The 18,330-nt window shown below is 72.8% G+C and carries 19 protein-coding genes; 6 read left to right on the top strand and 13 right to left on the bottom strand.

What is annotated here, in order from left to right:
• Positions 1 to 14: 14 nt before the first annotated feature.
• The 5 genes from ABNF97_RS08850 to ABNF97_RS08830 form a co-directional block, all read right to left on the bottom strand.
• Positions 15 to 1,019 (bottom strand): asparaginase domain-containing protein, encoded by a 1,005-nt coding sequence (locus ABNF97_RS08850; RefSeq protein ID WP_130462351.1) that lies wholly within the window; start codon positions 1,017 to 1,019, stop codon positions 15 to 17.
• Between the two features lie 124 nt (positions 1,020 to 1,143).
• Entirely contained in the window at positions 1,144 to 1,920 is a 777-nt protein-coding gene (locus tag ABNF97_RS08845; RefSeq protein ID WP_130462350.1) for a Clp protease N-terminal domain-containing protein, read from the bottom strand.
• A gap of 62 nt (positions 1,921 to 1,982) precedes the next feature.
• Positions 1,983 to 2,411: a hypothetical protein gene (locus tag ABNF97_RS08840; RefSeq protein ID WP_130462349.1), complete on the bottom strand. Its 429-nt coding sequence runs from the start codon at positions 2,409 to 2,411 to the stop codon at positions 1,983 to 1,985.
• A 133-nt stretch (positions 2,412 to 2,544) separates the two neighbouring features.
• Positions 2,545 to 4,320: an ABC transporter permease gene (locus tag ABNF97_RS08835; protein WP_349338206.1), complete on the bottom strand. Its 1,776-nt coding sequence runs from the start codon at positions 4,318 to 4,320 to the stop codon at positions 2,545 to 2,547.
• A complete protein-coding gene (locus tag ABNF97_RS08830; RefSeq protein WP_130462348.1) occupies positions 4,317 to 5,210 on the bottom strand; it encodes an ATP-binding cassette domain-containing protein in 894 nt (297 codons plus the stop codon). Before ABNF97_RS08830 ends, ABNF97_RS08835 begins: the two co-directional genes overlap by 4 nt.
• 190 nt (positions 5,211 to 5,400) lie before the next feature.
• Here ABNF97_RS08830 and ABNF97_RS08825 point away from each other — a divergent pair, with 190 nt between their 5' ends.
• Positions 5,401 to 6,738: a sensor domain-containing protein gene (locus tag ABNF97_RS08825; RefSeq protein ID WP_130462347.1), complete on the top strand. Its 1,338-nt coding sequence runs from the start codon at positions 5,401 to 5,403 to the stop codon at positions 6,736 to 6,738.
• Positions 6,714 to 7,385 carry a response regulator gene (locus ABNF97_RS08820; protein WP_130462346.1) on the top strand — a complete coding sequence of 224 codons (672 nt, stop codon included), beginning with the start codon at positions 6,714 to 6,716 and terminating at the stop codon, positions 7,383 to 7,385. Before ABNF97_RS08825 ends, ABNF97_RS08820 begins: the two co-directional genes overlap by 25 nt.
• A 49-nt stretch (positions 7,386 to 7,434) precedes the next feature.
• Here ABNF97_RS08820 and ABNF97_RS08815 read toward each other — a convergent pair whose 3' ends face one another.
• Both ABNF97_RS08815 and ABNF97_RS08810 read right to left on the bottom strand, forming a co-directional pair.
• Positions 7,435 to 8,253, bottom strand: a complete 819-nt coding sequence (locus tag ABNF97_RS08815; protein WP_130462345.1) for a hypothetical protein — start codon at positions 8,251 to 8,253, stop codon at positions 7,435 to 7,437.
• Positions 8,254 to 8,331: 78 nt separating this feature from the next.
• On the bottom strand, positions 8,332 to 8,733 hold the full coding sequence (locus tag ABNF97_RS08810; protein WP_349338205.1) for a hypothetical protein: 402 nt from the start codon (positions 8,731 to 8,733) through the stop codon (positions 8,332 to 8,334).
• A 171-nt stretch (positions 8,734 to 8,904) separates the two neighbouring features.
• On the opposite strand from ABNF97_RS08810, the gene ABNF97_RS08805 reads away from it, so the two are divergent.
• The 4 genes from ABNF97_RS08805 (at position 8,905) to ABNF97_RS08790 (ending at position 11,549) form a co-directional block, all read left to right on the top strand.
• Positions 8,905 to 9,555 carry an alpha/beta hydrolase fold domain-containing protein gene (locus tag ABNF97_RS08805; RefSeq protein WP_349338204.1) on the top strand — a complete coding sequence of 217 codons (651 nt, stop codon included), beginning with the start codon at positions 8,905 to 8,907 and terminating at the stop codon, positions 9,553 to 9,555.
• 115 nt (positions 9,556 to 9,670) lie between these two features.
• Positions 9,671 to 10,009, top strand: coding sequence for a PadR family transcriptional regulator (locus ABNF97_RS08800; protein WP_349338203.1), 339 nt, complete (start codon positions 9,671 to 9,673; stop codon positions 10,007 to 10,009).
• Positions 10,006 to 10,869 carry an ATP-binding cassette domain-containing protein gene (locus tag ABNF97_RS08795; RefSeq protein WP_349338202.1) on the top strand — a complete coding sequence of 288 codons (864 nt, stop codon included), beginning with the start codon at positions 10,006 to 10,008 and terminating at the stop codon, positions 10,867 to 10,869. The genes ABNF97_RS08800 and ABNF97_RS08795 overlap by 4 nt, the downstream gene beginning before the upstream one ends.
• Positions 10,866 to 11,549, top strand: a complete 684-nt coding sequence (locus ABNF97_RS08790; protein ID WP_130462340.1) for an ABC transporter permease — start codon at positions 10,866 to 10,868, stop codon at positions 11,547 to 11,549. Before ABNF97_RS08795 ends, ABNF97_RS08790 begins: the two co-directional genes overlap by 4 nt.
• Before the next feature lie 39 nt (positions 11,550 to 11,588).
• Here ABNF97_RS08790 and ABNF97_RS08785 read toward each other — a convergent pair whose 3' ends face one another.
• The 6 genes from ABNF97_RS08785 to ABNF97_RS08760 all read right to left on the bottom strand — a co-directional run bounded on the left by ABNF97_RS08785 (position 11,589) and on the right by ABNF97_RS08760 (position 18,287).
• On the bottom strand, positions 11,589 to 13,628 hold the full coding sequence (locus ABNF97_RS08785; RefSeq protein WP_349338201.1) for an amylo-alpha-1,6-glucosidase: 2,040 nt from the start codon (positions 13,626 to 13,628) through the stop codon (positions 11,589 to 11,591).
• Positions 13,625 to 14,032 carry an SCP2 sterol-binding domain-containing protein gene (locus ABNF97_RS08780; protein WP_165436678.1) on the bottom strand — a complete coding sequence of 136 codons (408 nt, stop codon included), beginning with the start codon at positions 14,030 to 14,032 and terminating at the stop codon, positions 13,625 to 13,627. Before ABNF97_RS08780 ends, ABNF97_RS08785 begins: the two co-directional genes overlap by 4 nt.
• A 92-nt stretch (positions 14,033 to 14,124) precedes the next feature.
• Positions 14,125 to 16,179 (bottom strand): amylo-alpha-1,6-glucosidase, encoded by a 2,055-nt coding sequence (locus tag ABNF97_RS08775; RefSeq protein ID WP_349338200.1) that lies wholly within the window; start codon positions 16,177 to 16,179, stop codon positions 14,125 to 14,127.
• Positions 16,176 to 16,547 carry an SCP2 sterol-binding domain-containing protein gene (locus tag ABNF97_RS08770; protein WP_349338199.1) on the bottom strand — a complete coding sequence of 124 codons (372 nt, stop codon included), beginning with the start codon at positions 16,545 to 16,547 and terminating at the stop codon, positions 16,176 to 16,178. The genes ABNF97_RS08775 and ABNF97_RS08770 overlap by 4 nt, the downstream gene beginning before the upstream one ends.
• A 194-nt stretch (positions 16,548 to 16,741) precedes the next feature.
• Positions 16,742 to 17,158: a CBS domain-containing protein gene (locus ABNF97_RS08765; RefSeq protein ID WP_130462335.1), complete on the bottom strand. Its 417-nt coding sequence runs from the start codon at positions 17,156 to 17,158 to the stop codon at positions 16,742 to 16,744.
• Positions 17,159 to 17,255: 97 nt separating this feature from the next.
• Positions 17,256 to 18,287, bottom strand: coding sequence for an aspartate-semialdehyde dehydrogenase (locus ABNF97_RS08760; RefSeq protein WP_130462334.1), 1,032 nt, complete (start codon positions 18,285 to 18,287; stop codon positions 17,256 to 17,258).
• Positions 18,288 to 18,330: the final 43 nt, after the last annotated feature.

Raw genomic sequence — 18,330 nt, 5'->3', positions numbered from 1 at the left:
GTCCCGCCAGCGCGTCAGCGGTCGGGCGCCGAGCCCAGCCGGTCGAACCAGTCCCGGGCCGCCGCCACCCCGCCGCCGTCGCCGTCGCCGCCGAGGGCCACCATCAGCGCGACCCGCGCCTTGCCGGCGGGCAGGCCCCGAGCCCCGATCACGCCGACCCGGGCGGCCAGCCCGGCCGGCGGCGGCAGGTCGGCCAGGTCGACCGTCCGGGTACGGCACCGGGAAGCGACCACCACCGGGACGTCCCAGTCGGTCAGCTCGGCGATCGCCGCGAACAGGCTCGCCGGGACGTTGCCCGGCCCGGTCCCCTCCAGTACGACGCCCCGGGCACCCGCGTCCACCACGGTGGTGAGCAGCCCGGATTCCATTCCCGGGTACGTCCTCAGCAGCGCCACGTCCGTCTCCGGTTCGCCGTGCGCCCCGGGCGGCCGGTGTGGCGCCGGGCCGACCAGCTCGACCCGCTTCCCGACGACCCGCCCGAGCGGCGCGAAGGGTGCCGAGGAGAAGGCCCGCACGGTGGTGGCGTCGACCATGCTCACCCAGCGGGCGGCGTGCAGTTCGTCGTCGACGCAGACCACGGCGCCGACCCCGCGCAGCAGCGGATCCGCCGCGGCGGCGATGGACGACGCCAGGTTGCGTGGGCCGTCGGTGGAGAGCTCGTCGAGCTGCCGCTGCGCGCCGGTGAAGACGATCGCGCCGCGTCGGGCGGCCGGGCCGGCCAGCAGGTCGGCGAGGTAGGCGGTCTCCTCCAGGGTGTCGGTGCCGTGGCTGACCACGACCCCGTCGAACCCGTCGGCCAGGATGGCGGCCCGGGCCCGGCGGGCCAGACCGAGCATCGTGCCCGGCGTGGTGTCCCAGCCCGGCTCGGCAAGGACGTCCTCGACCACCACCTCGGCGGCGAGCAGCTCCGGCGGAATCGTGCCGAGCAGCTCCGCACCGGACGCGACGCCCTCCCGTCCCCGGCTGGTCGAGTAGGCGATGGTGTCCTTCGTCGCGAGCAGCAGTATCCGGCTGGCCACGTCTGATCCCTTCGGTCCGGGCAGGTGCTACGGCAGGTCGGTCAGCAACGGAAGCGCCAGCACCAGCAGGAACGTCAGCATCGCGACGAGCGCCGGCACCATCCTGCGCATCTCGGCCACCGGATCACTCGGCGTCGGCATCGGTTCCGCCGACCCGCTTCTCCAGCCGTTCGAGCCGGGCGACGATCGGCTGGAGTTCCCGGCGTACCGCGGCGGCCAGCAGCGCGGCGACCTCGGGTGACGGTCCGACGGCGCCTGCCCGGTCCGGCGGCGGGGTCTGGGCCCGCAGGTGGACGTAGCCGGCCAGGGCCGCCGCCACCGCCCGGCGGGTCAGCCGCAGTTCGGCACCGAGTGACCGGAGCAGCTGCCCGCCCTCCCCGTCGGGCTCGGCGATCAGGCCCAGCAGCAGGTGCTCGCAGCCGACGTAGTTGTGGCCGAACGCGGTCGCCTCGGTGACGGCCAGCTCCAGGGCGTTCGCCGCCGGGCCGCTGAAGTGCAGGCTGTCGTCCGGATCGCCGCCCGGCTCGGTCGCCGGCCGACCGGCGAGGCCCTGGAACACCCGGTCCGGATCGATCTCCTCCGCCCGCAGCACGTGCAGGGCCAGGTTTGTTCCTTCGGCCAGGATCCCGGCGAGCAGGTGCCCGCTGCCGACCGCTGCGGAGCCGTCCTCCCGGGACCTGTCGACCGCGAGCAGCACCGCGGCGCGGGCCCGGGGGGTGAAGTTCGGCAGCCGGGTGGCCAGATCGGCGTCGTCGAGGTCGCCGAGGGCGGCCTCCCGGATCGCGGTCACCCGGCGCACCGCCTGTTCGAGCGCCCGCTGGCAGACCGCCGAGACCGGAATCCCGGCGACCCGCACCGCCTCGGCCAGCTCGTCCGGGAGGTAGACGTTGATCTTCGGCATCGCGGGGCTCCTCGGGTCGGCGTGGCGAACTGACCCGACTATAACCCCTATGGGGTTATCTGCTACCCCCGTTGCTCTCGCAGGTCGGCCTCGTCGTCGGCGACCGGCCCGCCCAGCTGCCCGGTCCGGTACGGGTCCAGCACCTCCAGCACCCGCCGACCCCAGCGCTCGTGCGCCGCCTGTCGGGTGACCCCCGCCGCCCGGGCGATCAGCTCCCAGGTCACCCCCCAGCGACGCAGGCCGACGACGCTGGCGAACGGGTCGACACCCGAGGCGAGGACGATCCGGAAGTGCAGCAACTGCGACGCGATCTCGCGCTGTCGCCCGGCCGTCCCCTCCTGCTCGGCCGCCCACTCCGGGCTGCCCGGCACCGGCCGGCCACCGATCAGTAGATCGGCCTGCCGGCTCGCCTCGTTGACGGCGGCATTGGCGGCGGCCACGGCGGCGGGAGCGACATCGACGGTCAGCGCGGCTTCCACGAATTGATCCATACCGTCAAGGTATCCTTGACACACGATTGTCGTCAAGCCTGTCTTGACGTATCGGGTGACGTTGCCCCCGGGCTGCACCGGCTGAGCTGACGCCTCTGCTACCGACCCCACCGCCGGCTGTGCCGACGGTCCGCTACCGGCGGGCGTGTCGGAGGGCGCCGACCAGGAAGGCGAGGGCGAGCAGCGCGAGTGCGCAGCCGGCCACCAGCAGCGGGCCCGGTCCGGCCGGACGGCCGTCGAGACGTACCGCGCCCATGAAGTCCAGCGCGGCGATGCCGTTGCACGCCGAATACCAGAGTGCGAGGTAGCCGACCTGGAAGAGCCGGTGGGTCCGGCTCACCACCCCCGCTGCGAGCGCGAGCGACGGGACGAAGAGCGCACCGGCGACACCGGCGGCCACGCCCGGCACGTCCTGCGCCAGCAGCATCCGGAGCAACGGGACCAGTCCGGTCATCCCGGCGAGGGCCACCCCGGCGATCCACTCGGCCAGCATCCGACGCCGCGGCCCCGGATAGGCGCCGAGCAGCCCGGTCAGGCCGTACTCGTGGCTCTGGGTGCCCAACCGGGACCAGAGCAACACCGGCCAGATCCAGGCCAGCGGCAGGACCGCCGCCGGTACGGCCGAAACCGGCACCACGGCACCGCCCACCGCGAGCAGTCCCACCCCCAGCCACCACCAGCGGGACGCGGAACGCGCCAGTACCCGCAACTCGCCCCTGAGCAACCGGCCCAGTCCGTCAACCGGGCGGCGCCCGGCGGGACGTACCGATGGAATGCCCGACCGGTCGACGGACCGTAACCAGGAGGGCGCGGCGTCGACGAACCGCGGACCTGCCGGCGTCGACGCGCCCGCGGAGCCGGACGGGAACGGCCCGGGGGCGGACGGGGACGGCCCAGAGCCGAACGGGGACGGCCCAGGGGCGGACGGGGACGGCCCAGGGGCGGACGGGGACGGCCCGGGGGCGGGCGGGGCGGAGGGCCGGCGCCGGCCGGTACGGGCCGGATCGAACCGGTTGAACCAGAGCGCCGGCAGTACCGCGATCCCGACCGCGACCAGGGCGAGCAGCATCCGCTGACCGACGAAGCCGGCATCCGGGGCGAGCCCGGACCACTCGAAGGTCCGCAGTGGAGAGTCGAGGTACATCAGGCCCAGGCTGAACTCGCCATCCGGTCGCAGCCCTGCGTCGACCAGTCCGTCCCGGACCGAAAGGGCCACCTCGGGCACGCCGAGTCCACCCAGTGGAGCGTCCGGCCCCTGTCCCACGATCGCCCCGACCAGCGCCAGGAAGAACCAGACGATGTTGCCGAATCCGGCCCGCAGCGGCCGGACGGTTTCGAAGAGCACCGCGACCGCGGCGGTCACCGCCAGCACCGGCAGGGCCAACAGGCCGAACGGCAGCAGCAACGCGACCGGATCAACCGCCCCGTCCTCGCCCCGGGCGATCTGCATCAGCACGGCCGTACCGGCCAGAACGCCGAGCATCGACCCCAGCACCAGCAGGTTGCTGAGGAACTTGCCGAGGAGGTAGCCGGGCCGGGACAGCGGGGTGGTGGCGAGCAGCTCCCCCACTCCGGTGCGCTGGTCCCGGACGAGCGCCCCACGGATCACGTAGAAGCCGGCGACGGTCAGCCAGAGTGCTCCGGCGAGCGCGGTCACGGTGCCCACATAGGCGCTGTTGTAGACCCCTCGGTACATCCCGGCGTTGACGACCACCCAGCGGCCGTCCAGGTCCGGCACCGCCAGGTAGCCCAGGCCGACCGCCGCGGCCAGCACCACCGCGTACGCCGGGCGGCGTGCCCGCTCCCGGAAGTCCGCGACGGCGATCGCGACCGGCGCGCGCAGGGCCGCGGCGCCAGCGCGAAGTGGAGTCGGTGCGGTGCGCGGTGCCCTGGTCCCGCTGGCGGTCATCGCGGCACCGACCACGGGACCGACCGGGCCGGCTGGTGGATCGCGTCCAGATAGACGTCCTCCAGGTCGGGTGGGACCCTGCTGGCAGCCGGGCCGGGCTGCCGCGTCGAGATCAGCCGGACCCGGACCCCGGCCGGAGTCCGGACGAGCCGGCTGACCAGATGTCCGGCCTGGAGCCGGGGTACGTCGGCCGGGTCGGCCAGCAGTTCCCACACCCGGCCCTCGGCAGACCGGAGCAGCTCTGCCGGGGTACCCCGGCGGCGGATCCGCCCCTGCGCGACGATGGCGATCTCCCCGGCCACCGACTCGACGTCCGAGACGATGTGCGTGGAGAGCACCACCACCCGGTCGGCCGCCAGCTCGCCGAGCAGGTTGCGGAACCGGAGCCGCTCCTCGGGGTCCAGCCCGGCGGTCGGCTCGTCCACCACCAGTACCCGAGGATCCGCCAGCAGGGTCTGCGCGATACCGACCCGGCGCAGCATCCCGCCGGAGAACCCGCCCAGCGGGCGCTTGCCGGCACCGGTCAGATTGACCAGCTCCAGCAGCTCGTCGATCCGGACCCGCGCGGTCCGCGCCGGCAGCCCCTTGGCCGCGGCGAGGCACCCCAGGAACTCCCGGGCGGTCAGGTGCGGATAGACCCCGAAATCCTGCGGAAGATAGCCGAGCACCCGGCGCAGCACGTCCGGCCGGGCCAGCACGTCGGCGCCGCCGAAGCGGAGCTGCCCGCTGGTCGGCCGGGTGACCGTGGCGGCGATCCGGATCAGCGAGGACTTGCCGGCCCCGTTCGGTCCGAGCAGGCCCAGCACCCCGGCGCCGAGCCGCAGCGTCACGCCGTCGACCGCCCGGTGACCGCCCCGGTAGACCTTCACGATGTCGCACAGTTCGAACACGTCCTCGTCCCCACTTCCCCGTCCGGACCCGGACCCGGCACGGGTCCGTCGCATCGACCCGTCGAGCAGACCACCGGGACGGGCTCGCCGGCACGGGCAGCAGGCACCGGATTCGGGGTGGGGCTGGGCATACCCGGTGACTACTGCCAGCCGCCTGGGCCGGCCCCGGTCTGCGCACTAGCGTGGTGACGTGTCGTCGAGCCCTCGTACGCTGCTGGAATCGGTGACCCGGCGCCGATTCCCGGTGACCCGCTGGCCGTGGCGGGCGCTGGCGTACCTGCTCAGCACCCCGCCGGTGGCGCTCGCCGCCGCCGTCCCACTCGGGCTGCTCGGCCTGCCCTGGCTCTACCTGCTGAGCCGGGGCGCCGGGATCACCGAACTTCCGCTCGGCACCGTGGCGCTGCTGCTCTCGCTCGGCGCGGTCCTGGTCGCCGGGCTCGGGCCGCTGGTCGCGCTGCCGCTGGCCGAGGTCGAGCGACTTCGGCTGCGCCTGGTCGACCCCCGGCCGGTCCGCTCCGGACACCGCCCTCCCCCGGTACCCGATCCGTGGTCCTGGCTGCGAACCCGGTACGCCGAGCCGGCCACCTGGCTGGCCCTGCTGCACGCCGTCCTGCTCGGTACGGTCGGGCTGCTGCTCTCGGCGACCGCTTCGGCGCTGCTGCTCCTGGTCGGGACGCTGATCGCCAGCCCGCTGCTGGTGCGGATCGACGACGGCCCGGTCACGATCGGGTGGGCCGAGGTCGAGACCGCCGGGCAGGCGGCGCCGCACGCGCTGCTCGGGGTGGTGCTGCTGGCCGTGTCGCCGTACCCGCTGGCGCTGCTGGCCGCCGGGCAGGGCGCGCTGACCCGGGCACTGCTCGGCGCCGGTACGCAGGAACGGCTGCGTACCGAACTGGTCGAGGTGGCCCGGTCCCGGGCCCGGTTGGTGGACGCCTTCGAGGCCGAGCGGCGCCGGATCGAACGCGACCTGCACGACGGGGCCCAGCAGCGGCTGGTCAGCCTCACCCTGCAACTCGGGTTGGCCCGGCTGGAGATCCCGCCCGGAACCCCCGGGGCGGCGGCGGTCGCCGACGCGCACGAGCAGGCCAAGCTCTTCATGACCGAGTTGCGGGAACTGATCCGGAACATCCACCCCAAGGTGCTCACCGATCGCGGCCTGCCGGCGGCGATACGCGACCTCGCCGATTCCTCGGCGGTCCGGGTGACCGTCGAGGTGGAGCTGCCGGGCCGGCTGCCGAACCCGGTGGAGGGGACGGCGTACTTCGTCGTCGCCGAGGCGCTGACCAACGTCGCCAAGCACAGCGGAGCGACGGCGGCGACCGTCTCACTGCGGCTGCGGGACGACCGGCTGACGGTCGAGGTCGCTGACGACGGCCGGGGCGGCGCCGATCCGGGGCTGGGCAGCGGGTTGACCGGGTTGGCCGACCGGGTGGCCGGAGTCGACGGAAGAATGCTGCTGTCCAGCCCGCCCGGCGGGCCGACCCTGTTGCGTGTGGAGTTGCCGTGCGGCCCGAACAACGAGACCTGATCCGGGTGGTCCTCGCCGAGGACGGCGTACTGCTCCGGGAGGGGCTGGCCGGGCTGCTCGGCCGGTTCGGCTTCGACGTGGTCGCCGCGGTCGGTGACGCGGAGGCGCTCGCCTCGGCGGTCGAGGCGTACGCCCCGGATCTGGTGCTGACCGACATCAGGATGCCGCCGGACTTCACCGACGAAGGGCTGCGGGCGGCGGTACGGCTGCGCCGCGCCCACCCGGGACTGACGGTGGTGGCGCTGAGCCAGTACGTCGAACAGAGCTACGCCGCCGACCTGCTCGACTCCGACGGCGGTCGCGGCGTCGGCTACCTGCTCAAGGACCGGGTGGTCGACGTGGCGGAGTTCGTCGGGGCACTCCGCCAGGTGGTGGCCGGTGGCACGGTCGTCGACCCGGAGGTGGTCCGCCAGCTGCTGCGCCGGCGGCGCGACCCGCTGGCCCGGCTCTCCGCCCGGGAGCGGGAGGTGCTGGCGCTGGTCGCCGAGGGACGCTCGAACGTGGCGATCGCCCGGCTGCTGGTGGTCTCGGAGGCGGCCGTCGGCAAGCACGTCGGCAACATCCTGGCCAAGCTCGACCTGCCGCCGACCGAGGACACCAACCGCCGGGTACTCGCGGTGCTGGCCTATCTGACCGGCCGAAGTTGACCCGTCGACGGCGATCGGTCAGACCTCGCCCGCCGTCGGGCCGCCGGGGTCAGCCGGCCCGGGCCGCGCGCCACCGTCGGGCCGTACCCTGCGGCCGGGGCTGCTCGCTCGCCGACCCGCGCGGTGCGGCGGCGACCGGGGACGGCAACCAGCGCCGGAGCGCAGCCGTCCGGCCGGCGGCGGCGAACGCCTCGTCGCGGAGGCTGCGGGCCGCCGCGGCGGCGACCTCGGCGTCCCGCCACGCGGTCCGCTCCCGCTCCTCCGCCGCCAGATAGGCGGCCCGCAGGCTGTCCCGGGCCACCCGACGCAACACGATCTCCTGCTCGGCCGGATGCCGTCGCGGGTCCCAGCCGTTCCGGTTGGCCAGCGCGTCGCTCAGTTGCAGCACCGTCAGCTCCTTCCGGGTGCAGGCCGCCATCACGGCGCGGTGCAGGAAGCGCTCGCGGTCGGCGTACTCGGCCGGGGTACGCGGGGTGCGGGGCTCGGGCAGTACGGCGGCGGCACCGACCCGCCGGGCTGCCGCGTCCGCCACCTCGTACGCCTGCCAGGCCGCCTCGACCGCCTCCTGCGCCGCCAGCCACTCGTCCCGACGCCGCTGGGCGGTCACGGCCGACCGCTCGGCGGCGACCGCCACCTCCTCGGCGTACCGGTGCAGCTCCGCCGCCCGGGCCGCCAGCCGTTCCCGGCGTCCCTCGGCGTCCTTGACCGCCACGTCGTAGCCGGCGTCGTCGGCCCGGCGGTCGGTCGGGTCGCCCTGTGGACGCACGACGAGCCAGATGCCCGCGGCCAGCACGAGCCCGAGCAGGACGAGCCAGAGGGTACTGGCCTGGGTCACCTCGATCAGGAAGTCGAACAGAACATTTTCCATGACGGCACCTCACGGGGTGGACGATGCGGACGAGGAGTCGGCGGGACCGGACCGGACGCGGTCGGGCGCGAGCGGTCCTCAGCCCAGCGGGGGTGCGCGCGGCCCGACCACCCGGGCGTACGCGTCACCGGCCGGCCACACCCCGGCCGCCGATCCGAGCGCCGGCCGAACCGGCTCTCTGCCCAACAGGCCGGCCCGGACCAGCACCGTCGGCACCGAGCCGGTCGGCACCGGTCGCTCGTCGGTCGCGGCGGCGCCCTCGACCGACGTCGAGGGTCGCTCATCCTCCACAGTCGAGTGCCCGACGCTGGGCGACTGTCCGACGCTGGACGACCCGGTGGCCGCAAAGGCCGGATCGGTAAGGCCGGACCGGGCTCCGGGGGCGCCGAGCAGCAGGCCCATCAACACCAGGGCGGTCACGAACCGCAGCGACCGGCACGCGATCCACCACACGGGGCGGACCAACGCGACGGAGAGCACGGAACCCAAATTACCTCGGGTCATCCGAAACCGCTCGGCGAGCCGGAGCGGTGCCGGTCACGCCGGAGGGGGTCCCGCTCACCGTCGTGCGCGGATCCGCGCGGTTACGCCGTCAGCGGAGTCGGCATTCCCGGCTGGCCCGACGGGGACGCCAGCGACCATGCTTGGCCCATGACGGAGCGGGGAATCGTGCTGTGGCTGCCGGGTGGCGGCTGGCGCGGCTGGTCGGACGAGGACGGCGCGGCGCTGGCCGGGCACGGGCTGGCGGTGGTGCAGGGCCGCTACCGGCTGAGCTCGGAAGCCAGGTGGCCGGCGCAGCTCGCCGACGTACGGGCGGCGGCGCGAGAGCCACTGGCCCGGGCCCGCGCGGCCGGGCTTCCGTTCCTGGTGGCCGGCGACTCGGCCGGCGGCCACCTGGCGCTGCACCTCGGGCTGCGCGGCGTCGCCGAGCCGGACGACGTGGACGGCGTACTCGCGTTATGGCCGCCGGTCGATCCGCTGGACGAGGAGTGGCCGCAGGCACGCCGTGGCGACAACCCGTGGGCTGCGCTGCTGGGCCACCAGCCCACGGCCGGGGACCCGGCGACGCGGGACGCGGTTCCGCTGCACCACGTCGGCAACCGGGTACCGGTGCTGCTGGCGCACGGTGTAGCGGACGACGCCGTACCGGTCGGCCAGACGATCGCGTTGACCTCGGCGCTGCTCCGGGCCGGTCATCCGGTGCACTCCCTGGTCACGCACGGCTGTCACGGCCTGCCGCTGCACCGGCCCGACGTCCGTGCCGTCGTCGCGGCCTTCCTCGACGCCCACCTGCCCGGCTGACCGTACTCGGTATGCATGATCATCCTCCCCGTTCACCCGGCCTCGAACCTCGGGCGCACACCGTCGGGACACTAGGTTGCTGCGCCAGCTAGCTGGCTGTGCTACCTTCTTCGCCGTGGATCAGGAGCGCCGTGGCCAGTGGTTACGCGGGGTGCTCGACCTGTGCGTTCTCGCCCTGCTGCACCGTCGGGAGTCCTACGGATACGAGTTGGCCCAGTCGCTCGACGCGAGCGGCATCGGCCCGATCCAGGGTGGCACCCTCTATCCGGTGCTGCTCCGGCTGCAACGGACCGGCCTGGTGAGCGCGCAGTGGCGGGAGGGCGCCTCCGGCCCGGCCCGCAAGTACTACCGGATCACTCCGGCCGGCGCCGACACACTACGCCGGACCGCCGTCGACTGGGACGCCTTCGCCCGAGGGGTGGAGACGGTCCTGCGGGAGGTGCAGACACGGTGAACTCCGACGGATGGCTCCGGGCGCTCGCCGCTGAGCTGCACCGGCACGGCCTCGATCCGGACCTCGCCCGGCACGTGGTCGCCGAGTCCGCCACGCACCTGCGGGACAGCGGCGAGTCGCCGTTGCAGGTCTTCGGCCCGCCGTCGACGTACGCGTCGGCGGTCGCCGAAAGCGTCGGCGCACCGCGGCACACCGCCGGCGTCGGGACGGCCCGGGTGGACGCGCCGGCGCGGGCGCCGCAGACCGCCGGCCCGGTCCGGCTGGAGGTGCGCGGCATCACCAAGCGCTACCGCCGGCGCCCGGTGCTGGCCGGCGTCGACCTGACGGTGCGGGCCGGTGAGATCGCCGCCGTGGTGGGGGCGAACGGTGCCGGCAAGAGCACCTTCCTGCGGATCTGCGCCGGCCTGCTCAGCCCGGACTCCGGCCGGGTCCGGGTGCACGGCACCCTCGGCTACTGCCCGCAGTCCGGCGGTACCGCCGACTTCCTCCATCCCGAGGAGCACTTCGTGCTGGTCGGGGCCGGACGCGGGCTGAACCGGACGCAGGCCCGGGCCGCCGGTCGGGCGCATGCCGCCGCACTGGACTGGGAGCCCGCCGGCCGGACCCAGGCCCGGCACCTCTCCGGGGGTACCCGGCAGAAGCTCAACCTGGTGATGGCCGCGCTCGGCGAACCGGACGTGCTGCTGCTCGACGAGCCGTACCAGGGCTTCGACCGGGGCACCTATCTGGACTTCTGGCAGCAGCTCTGGCGGTGGCGCGGGGACGGCCGGGCGATCGTCGTGGTGACCCACCTGCTCAACCAACTCGACCGGGTCGACACCGTGCTCGACCTGACCCCGGCCCGGGAGATGTCGGCATGACCAAGATCTGGACGGTGGCGGAGCTGGCGCTGCGCGAGGTGGTGCGCCGCCGGGGCGTACTGCTGATCCTGCTGGTGTTTCCGCTGGCCTTCTACGCCAGTCGCCGGGACGACCACGCCGGCCAGTCGATCCGGTTCGTCTGTCTCGGACTGAGCTGGGCGCTCAGCACCGCCGCGCTCTTCGCCGGCAGTGCCGCCCGGGGCATCGAGCCCCGGCTACGACTCTCCGGCTACCGGGCGCACCACCTGCATCTCGGCCGGCTGCTCGCGCTCTGGACGGTCGGCGCCGCGCTGTCGGTGCCGTACTTCCTGCTGGTCCGCTTCGACCAGGACGACGTCCGGTATGGCGCCATCGCGCTGATCATGGCGTTGACGGTGGCCACCGCCGTCCCGTTCGGGCTGGCGCTGAGCGCGATTCTCCCCCGCGAGCTGGAGGGCACCCTGGTGCTGCTGATCGTGGTCGGGCTCCAGATGGTGCTGGACCCGGCCGACACCGCCGCCCGGGCGCTGCCGTTCTGGTTCAGCCGCGAGATCGGCACGTACGCGATCGACCACACCGACAGCGGTTACCTGGCCCGCGGCCTGGTGCACGGCGTCGTGCTGACCCTGACGCTGACCACGCTGGTGGCGACCGCCTCCGGCATCCGGCTGCGCCAGCGCCGGCACCTGAGCTTCGAATAGCCCTGGGCGGCCGGACCTCCAACGGCCGTCCGGGGCGGCTCAGTCGGGTTCCAGCGGCACCCGGCCCCGACCGAACGCGTCGATCCGGCCCCACCGACCAGGAATGTCGATCAGCTCGATCCGGCCGAGCCGCTCCGGGATCGCCGGGTCGATCGTCAGATGGTCCTGGTGCGGACGCAGGCCCAGCAGGGTACGGAGCAGCGCCAGCGGTGCGCCCGCCGACGAGCTGTGCGGGCTGCACGCCCGGGGGTACTGCACCGGATACCGGGTGAATCGCCGGTCGTAGCCGGCGAACGCCTCCGGCATCCGGCCGTCGAAGTACTGGGATGCCTCGATCATCGTCACCGCCAACCGGGCCGCCTCGTCGGCGAAGCCGTACCGGCGCAGCCCCAGCGCGATGAGGGAGTTGTCCGACGGCCAGATCGCGCCGTTGTGGTAGCCGACCGGGTTGTATCCGGCCTGGTCGCAGGCGAGCGTCCGGATGCCCCAACCGGAGAAGAGCGGCCGGCTGAGCAGGTGGTCGACCACCTGCGCGGCCCGGGACTCGTCCACGATGCCGCTCCAGAGCAGGTGCCCCATGTTGGAGGCGAGCGCGTCGACCTGGCCGCCCTCGGCGTCGAGCGCCAACGCGTAGTAGCCCCGGTCGGCGATCCAGAAGTCCCGGTTGAACCGAATGCGCAGGTCGGCCGCCTCCCGCTCCAACCGGTCCGCGTACGCCGGGTCGTTCCAGACCACGCGGGCCAGCCGGGCAGCCCGGACCTTGGCGTCGTAGGCGTAGCCCTGTAGCTCGCAGGTGGCCCGGGGACTGCCAGGCAGCCGGCCGTCGGCGTAGACGATCGAGTTCCGGGAGTCCTTCCAGCCCTGGTTCTCCAGCCCGCCGGGGCTGCGGCGCTCGTACCAGATGTAGCCGTCGTCCATCAGGTTGCCATACGTGTCGACCCAGTCCAGCGCCGACCGGGCCTCGTACTCCAGCAGCCGCACCGTCTCGGCATCCCCGGTCCACCGCTCGTACTCGTCGAGCAGGACCACGAACAGCGGTGTGCAGTCCGCCGCGCCGTAGTAGGTGGTGAACGGGCTGTCCTCGAAGCCGCCCGGCTCGCCGTACCGGACCTCGTGCAGGATCTTGCCCGGCTCCTCGTCCCGGAAGTCGTCCACCCGGCCGCCCTGGAGCAGGGCGAGCACCGACAGCGCGCTGCGGGCGATCTGCGGTAGGTACGGCAGCGACTGGTAGCCGGTGATCAGGCTGTGCCGGCCGAACAGCGACATGTACCAGGGCAGTCCGGCCGCCAGCAGCTTCGCCGGGCCGGTCAGCCCGGCGTACTGCAACGCGGCGAGGTCGGTCAGGCTGCGCCGGTAGGTGTGCGCCAGCATCCCGCAGTCACAGGTGAGCTTCGGGGCCCCGGCCATCCACTCCGCCAGCTCACGCTGCTTCTCCGGCCGCCTCTTCTCGTAGCCGCTCAGGTTTTCCCGGACGTCCCGGCCGCCGGCACCGCGGATGGTGCCGATCGCCCGGAGCGTCGTCGTCCAGGCCTGGTGGGCGCCGAGTTCGATCTGGAAGGTCATGCCCTCGGCGTCGACCGCGGCCGGCAGGCTGCTGGTGACGATCGTCTCGGCAACGTGCCGCCTCCGCTCGTAGCGCAGCCGAAGCGCGCCATCCTCGACGAACTTCTCCGACCGACCGGGCAGGGCCCGGGCCTCCCGGGCGTCGAACAGGTCCGCGAAGTCGCAGTCGATCTCCATCCGCAGCGTCAGCACCACCGACTCGTCGCGGTGGTTGAGCACGGTCAACTCCTCCGCGAGCCCATCGACGAGCGTCCGGTGCCGGATCACCGAGGTCTTCGCGTCCACGTAGTGGGTCGGCTCGCCGGGCACCACGAAGAACCGGCACTCGTAGTACTGGAGGTCGTCGACGGAGAGTTCGTGCAGCCGCTCGCCGTCGACGGTCAGCGCCCACGTGGAGAGGAACCGGGTGTCCCAGGCGAAGAGCCCGGACGGCACGGTCGGGGACGAATCCACGTCACCGGCGGAGTCGCTGACCATGAACGTGTTGCCATCCAAGATGCTGACCAGCTCGTTCACGACCAGCTCTCCCCATTCCTTCCGGCCCGGCCGCCTGCGAACCGCTCCCGGATCCGCTCCCGGGGATCCCGGGTCCCCGGCGGCGAGGGGAAGGCGCGGCGGAACGTCAGCAGCAGCGGCAGGCTCCCCTGCACGGTCAGGTCGTTCCGGTTGTACGCGGCGAGCACCTGCGCCTCGCCGGTGGCGAGCTTGTCGAACAGATCCTTGTCGGTGGTGACCACGCAGTCCGCCTCCCGCCACTCGCGCGACACCAGCACGTTCCCGCGATTGATCGCGACGAACCAGTGATCGACCTCGTCGCCCCGGTCGATGTCGAACCGGAGTGTTCCCCGGGCCCTGGTCGGCAGCAGGCCCGGTCCGCTCTCCTCGATCCGGTTGAAGAACTCGACGGTCGGATCCGCCATCGGATGATGCCTCCTCCCCGATTCGTCCGGCATTCCGCACCCCTGCGGGTGCCGTGGCACCCCCGCACATCGACGGAGGCCGTGCCGCCCGGTCAATCCGTCAGGTTCGCCGTGTGCTCCGGGCGGCCCCGGCCGAAGGCGTCGATCAGGCCCCACCGCCCCGGGATGTCCAGCAGTTCCATCCGGCCCATCCGCTCCGGCAGGGCCGGGTCCACGATCAGGTGCTCGCCGTGCGGGTCAAGCCCCAGCAGGGTTCTGATCATCAACATCGGCGTACCGGTCGACCAGGCCTGCGGGCTACACGCCGTCGGGTACTGCACCGGGTACTTCGTCAGCGCCCGGTCGTAGCCGGCGAACGCCTCCGGAAGCCGGCCGTCGAAGTACCGTCCCGCGTCGATCATCGCCTCGGCGATCCGGCCCGCCTCGCACCGGAAGCCGTACCGGCGCAGCCCCCAGGCGATCAGCGAGTTGTCGAACGGCCAGACCGTGCCGACGTGGTAGCCGATCGGGTTGTACCGGCCCTCCCCCTCGGCCAGGGTGCGCACACCCCAACCGGAGAAGAGCCGGGGCCCGAGCAGGTGCTCGGCCACCTTCGCGGCCCGGTCCTCGTCGACGATCCCGCTCCAGAGCAGGTGCCCCATGTTGGAGGAGAGGGCGTCCACCTGGCTGCCCTCGATGTCCAGGGCCAGCGCGTAGTACTCGCCGTCGGCGACCCAGAAGTCCCGGTTGAACCGCTGCTTCAGGTCCGCCGCCTCCCGCTCCAGCTGCTCGGCGTAGACCAGGTCCTTCCAGACCAGCCGGGCGAGGCGGGCGCCCCGAATCTTGGCGTCGTACGCGTAGCCCTGTAGCTCGCAGGTGGCCCGGGGAAACGCGGGCAACCGGCCGTCGGAGTACGAGATGCCGTCCCAGGAGTCCTTCCAGCACTGGTTCTCCAGGCCGTTGCGCAGGTTCCGCCGTTCGTACCAGACGTAGCCGTTGCCCATCAGGTCCCCGTACCGGTCGATCCAGTTCAGCGCCGCCCGGGCCTCGTACTCCAACGACTCGACCAGCTTGGTGTCCCCGGTCCACCGTTCGTACTCGTCGAGCAGGATCACGAAGAGCGGGGTCGAGTCGGCCGAGCCGTAGTAGGGCGAGTGTGGCTGCTCCTCGAACGCGGTCGACTCGCCGTACCGGACCTCGTGCAGGATCTTCCCCGGCTCCCGGTCCCGGAAGTCGTCCAGGCTCACCCCCTGGGTCATCGCCAGGTAGCGCAGCGCCGGCGGGGTGAGTTCCGGGGTGAACGGCAGGGTCTGCAGGCAGGTGATCAGGCCGTCCCGGCCGAACATCGTCATGAACCAGGGCAGGCCGGCGGCGGGCAGCGGGGCACCGGAGGTCAGCGGCACGTACCGGAGCGCGGCCAGGTCGACCAGGCTGCGCCGGTACGTCCCGGTCAGCGCATCGCTGTCGCTGCTGAGCTTCGGCGCCCGGTCCAGCCACCCTTGCAGGTCTTGCCGCAGTTCCTCGGGGGACCGGCTGCGGTGCCGCTGGATGCTGAGCCGGATGTCCCGGCCGCCGGCCCCCTCGACGTTGGCCTGCACACACAGTCGGGTATGCCATTGCTGGTGCGCTTCGATCCGCAGCGCGAAGGTCAGCCCGTCGGGGTCGAACTCGGCGGGTGCGCTCGAGGTGATGACCGTCTCGCGTCGGTAGGTCTCCCGGTGGTAGCAGAGTCGCAGCCGATCGTCCTCGACCAGCGCGATGGTCTCGCCGGCCTTCCCCTGCATATCCTTGATCTCGAACAGGTCGGCGAAGTCGCTCGCCACGTTCAACCGGACCGTCAGTTCGACCGCCTGGTCCTGGTGGTTGAGGACGGTCAGATCCTCGACGAAGCTGCCGCCGATCGTCCGGTGCCGGATGATCGACAGCTTGGCGTCCACGTAGTGCGTCGGCTCGCCGGGGACCAGGAAGAACTGCGACTCGAAGTACTGGAGGTCGTCGACGGAGAGCACGCTGAGCCGGTTTCCGTCGACGGTCAGCTCCCACTTCGACAGGAACCGGGTGTCGAACGAGAAGAACCCGGTGGGAAAGGTCGGCGAGGGGTCGATGTCGCCCCGGTCGTCGCTGACCACGAAGGTGTTGCCGTCGAGGATGCTGACCAGTGGTTTCATCTCCGATGCCCCCGCCGCACCCATTCCCGAGGTTCGTGCGCGCCGGGCGGCCCGGGCACCAGGTGCAGCAGGTACTTGTACAGGATGAGGTTTCCCTCCACGGTGACCCGGTTGCGCAGCAGTGCCGCGAACACGTTCGCCTCGCCGGCGGCGACCCGGTTGAAGAACTCGCGGTCGGTCCGGACCGTGCAGTCCGCCGGCCGGTCCGACTCGGTGGCGGAGACGCTGCCGGCGCTGAACACCAGCAACCAGGTGTCGACGTCGACATCCGACTCGAACTCGAAGCGGATCGTTCCCCGGATCTCGCGCAGCAGCGGATCCGGCGGACGGTAGTTGAGTCCTTCGAAGAACTCGGTGGTCGGATCCATCGCCCTGCCCTCCCTCGCCTGTCCGTCACCGCCCTCCGGACCGTCCCCTGGGCGCGTCACCGTCTCCGGACCGTCCCCGGGGCGCCCGGGACCAACCGTCTGCGGACGCTGAGGGGATCAACCGACCGGGGAGACCTGGCCGCTGCCCGGCGGGCCCGGGGACGCCGTTGTCGCCCGGGCCCGTCGGGCAGGTCTCAGTTGTTCGGTTCGTCGGCGCTGATGTCGGCGAGCACGGACTGCGGCTCCCGCTCCACCGCGAGGTCGCCGAGGGAGACCAGTCCGATCAGCCGGCCGTCCTCGACCACCGGCAACCGTCGTACGCCGTACGTCCGCATCAGGTCCGCGGCGGCGACCGCGTCGTCGTACTGCGTCACGGTCACCACGTCCTGGGTAAGGATCTGGTTCAGCGTGGCGCTCGACGGGTTCAACCCTTCGGCAACCCCGCGTACCGTGATGTCGCGGTCGGTGACGATACCTACGACTTTGTCGTCGTTGGTCACGATCACGTCGCCGATGGCACTGTCCCGCATCTCCTGGGCGGCAGCGGTGAGCGTGTCGCCGCCGTCCATGGTCACCAGGCGGGTCGTCATGAACTCTCCGACGGTCGTCATCCTGCACCCCTCTCCATGTGGCCGATCCGGTCTACCCGGGCAGACCTCGACGTAACGCCGCAGGAAGGGAGTCGGCAGATTCGACCGCGCTCGACCGCTACCGCGGGCGCGACTCGCCGGCCACCAGCTCGGCGATCTGTACCGCGTTCAGCGCCGCACCCTTGCGCAGGTTGTCGCTGGCGCAGAAGAACGCCAGCCCGTGCGCGACGGTCTCGTCGGCCCGGAACCGGCCGACGTACGTCGGGTCCTGCCCGGCCGCCAGCAGCGGGGTCGGTACGTCCGCCAGCGCCACCCCGGGAGCCCCGGCCAGCAGCTCACGGGCCCGCTCCGGGCTCAGCGGCCGAGCGAACCTGGCGTTGACCTGCAGGGAGTGCCCGGTGAACACCGGCACCCGGACGCAGGTGCCGGAGACCCTCAGCTCGGGAATCTCCAGGATCTTGCGGCTCTCGTTGCGGAGCTTCTGCTCCTCGTCGGTCTCCGCCGACCCGTCGTCGACGATCGAGCCGGCCACCGGCAGCACGTTGAAGGCGATCGGCTCGGCGTACTGCCGGGGGGCCGGGAACTCGACGGCCCGGCCGTCGAAGGCGAGCGCGGTGGCGCCGTCGGCGACCTTGCGGACCTGCTCGTCCAGCTCGGCGACCCCGGCCAGGCCGGAGCCGGAGACCGCCTGGTAGGTCGTCACGACCAGGCTGACCAGTCCGGCCTCGGCGTGCAGCGGGCGCAGCACCGGCATCGCCGCCATCGTGGTGCAGTTGGGGTTGGCGATGATGCCCCGGGGGCGTACGGCGGCGGCGTGCGGGTTGACCTCGGCGACCACCAGGGGCACCTCGGGATCCATCCGCCAGGCCGAGGAGTTGTCGATCACCACGGCGCCGGCGGCCGCGACCCGGGCAGCGAGCGCCTTGCTCGTGCCCTTTCCGGCCGAGAAGAGCACGATGTCCAGTCCGGCGTAGTCGGCGGTCTCCGCGTCCTCGACGGTGACCTCACCGTCCCGCCAGGCCACGGTCCGCCCCGCCGACCGGGCCGAGGCGAACAGCCGCAGCTCGTCCACCGGAAACTGGCGTTCGGCGAGCACTCGCCGCATCACGCCACCGACCTGCCCGGTGGCCCCCACAATGCCGATCCTCATACCGGGAGGCTACCCAGCCGCTCGGGCGGCCCGGCAGGCCGAT

Origin of the sequence: Plantactinospora sp. B6F1, assembly GCF_040120695.1 — a bacterium.
Lineage (GTDB): Bacteria > Actinomycetota > Actinomycetes > Mycobacteriales > Micromonosporaceae > Plantactinospora.
Note: the sequence above shows the minus strand (reverse complement) of the source record. Positions and strands in the feature narration are given on the sequence as shown.

Coding starts and splice junctions, on each gene's coding strand:
- ABNF97_RS08780 (WP_165436678.1), bottom strand. CDS start 14,032: ATGGCGGATCCGACCGTCGAGTTCTTCAACCGGATCGAGGAGAGCGGA.
- ABNF97_RS08770 (WP_349338199.1), bottom strand. CDS start 16,547: ATGGATCCGACCACCGAGTTCTTCGAAGGACTCAACTACCGTCCGCCG.
- ABNF97_RS08835 (WP_349338206.1), bottom strand. CDS start 4,320: ATGACCGCCAGCGGGACCAGGGCACCGCGCACCGCACCGACTCCACTT.
- ABNF97_RS08765 (WP_130462335.1), bottom strand. CDS start 17,158: ATGACGACCGTCGGAGAGTTCATGACGACCCGCCTGGTGACCATGGAC.
- ABNF97_RS08815 (WP_130462345.1), bottom strand. CDS start 8,253: ATGGAAAATGTTCTGTTCGACTTCCTGATCGAGGTGACCCAGGCCAGT.
- ABNF97_RS08805 (WP_349338204.1), top strand. CDS start 8,905: ATGACGGAGCGGGGAATCGTGCTGTGGCTGCCGGGTGGCGGCTGGCGC.
- ABNF97_RS08840 (WP_130462349.1), bottom strand. CDS start 2,411: ATGGATCAATTCGTGGAAGCCGCGCTGACCGTCGATGTCGCTCCCGCC.
- ABNF97_RS08775 (WP_349338200.1), bottom strand. CDS start 16,179: ATGAAACCACTGGTCAGCATCCTCGACGGCAACACCTTCGTGGTCAGC.
- ABNF97_RS08790 (WP_130462340.1), top strand. CDS start 10,866: ATGACCAAGATCTGGACGGTGGCGGAGCTGGCGCTGCGCGAGGTGGTG.
- ABNF97_RS08760 (WP_130462334.1), bottom strand. CDS start 18,287: ATGAGGATCGGCATTGTGGGGGCCACCGGGCAGGTCGGTGGCGTGATG.
- ABNF97_RS08845 (WP_130462350.1), bottom strand. CDS start 1,920: ATGCCGAAGATCAACGTCTACCTCCCGGACGAGCTGGCCGAGGCGGTG.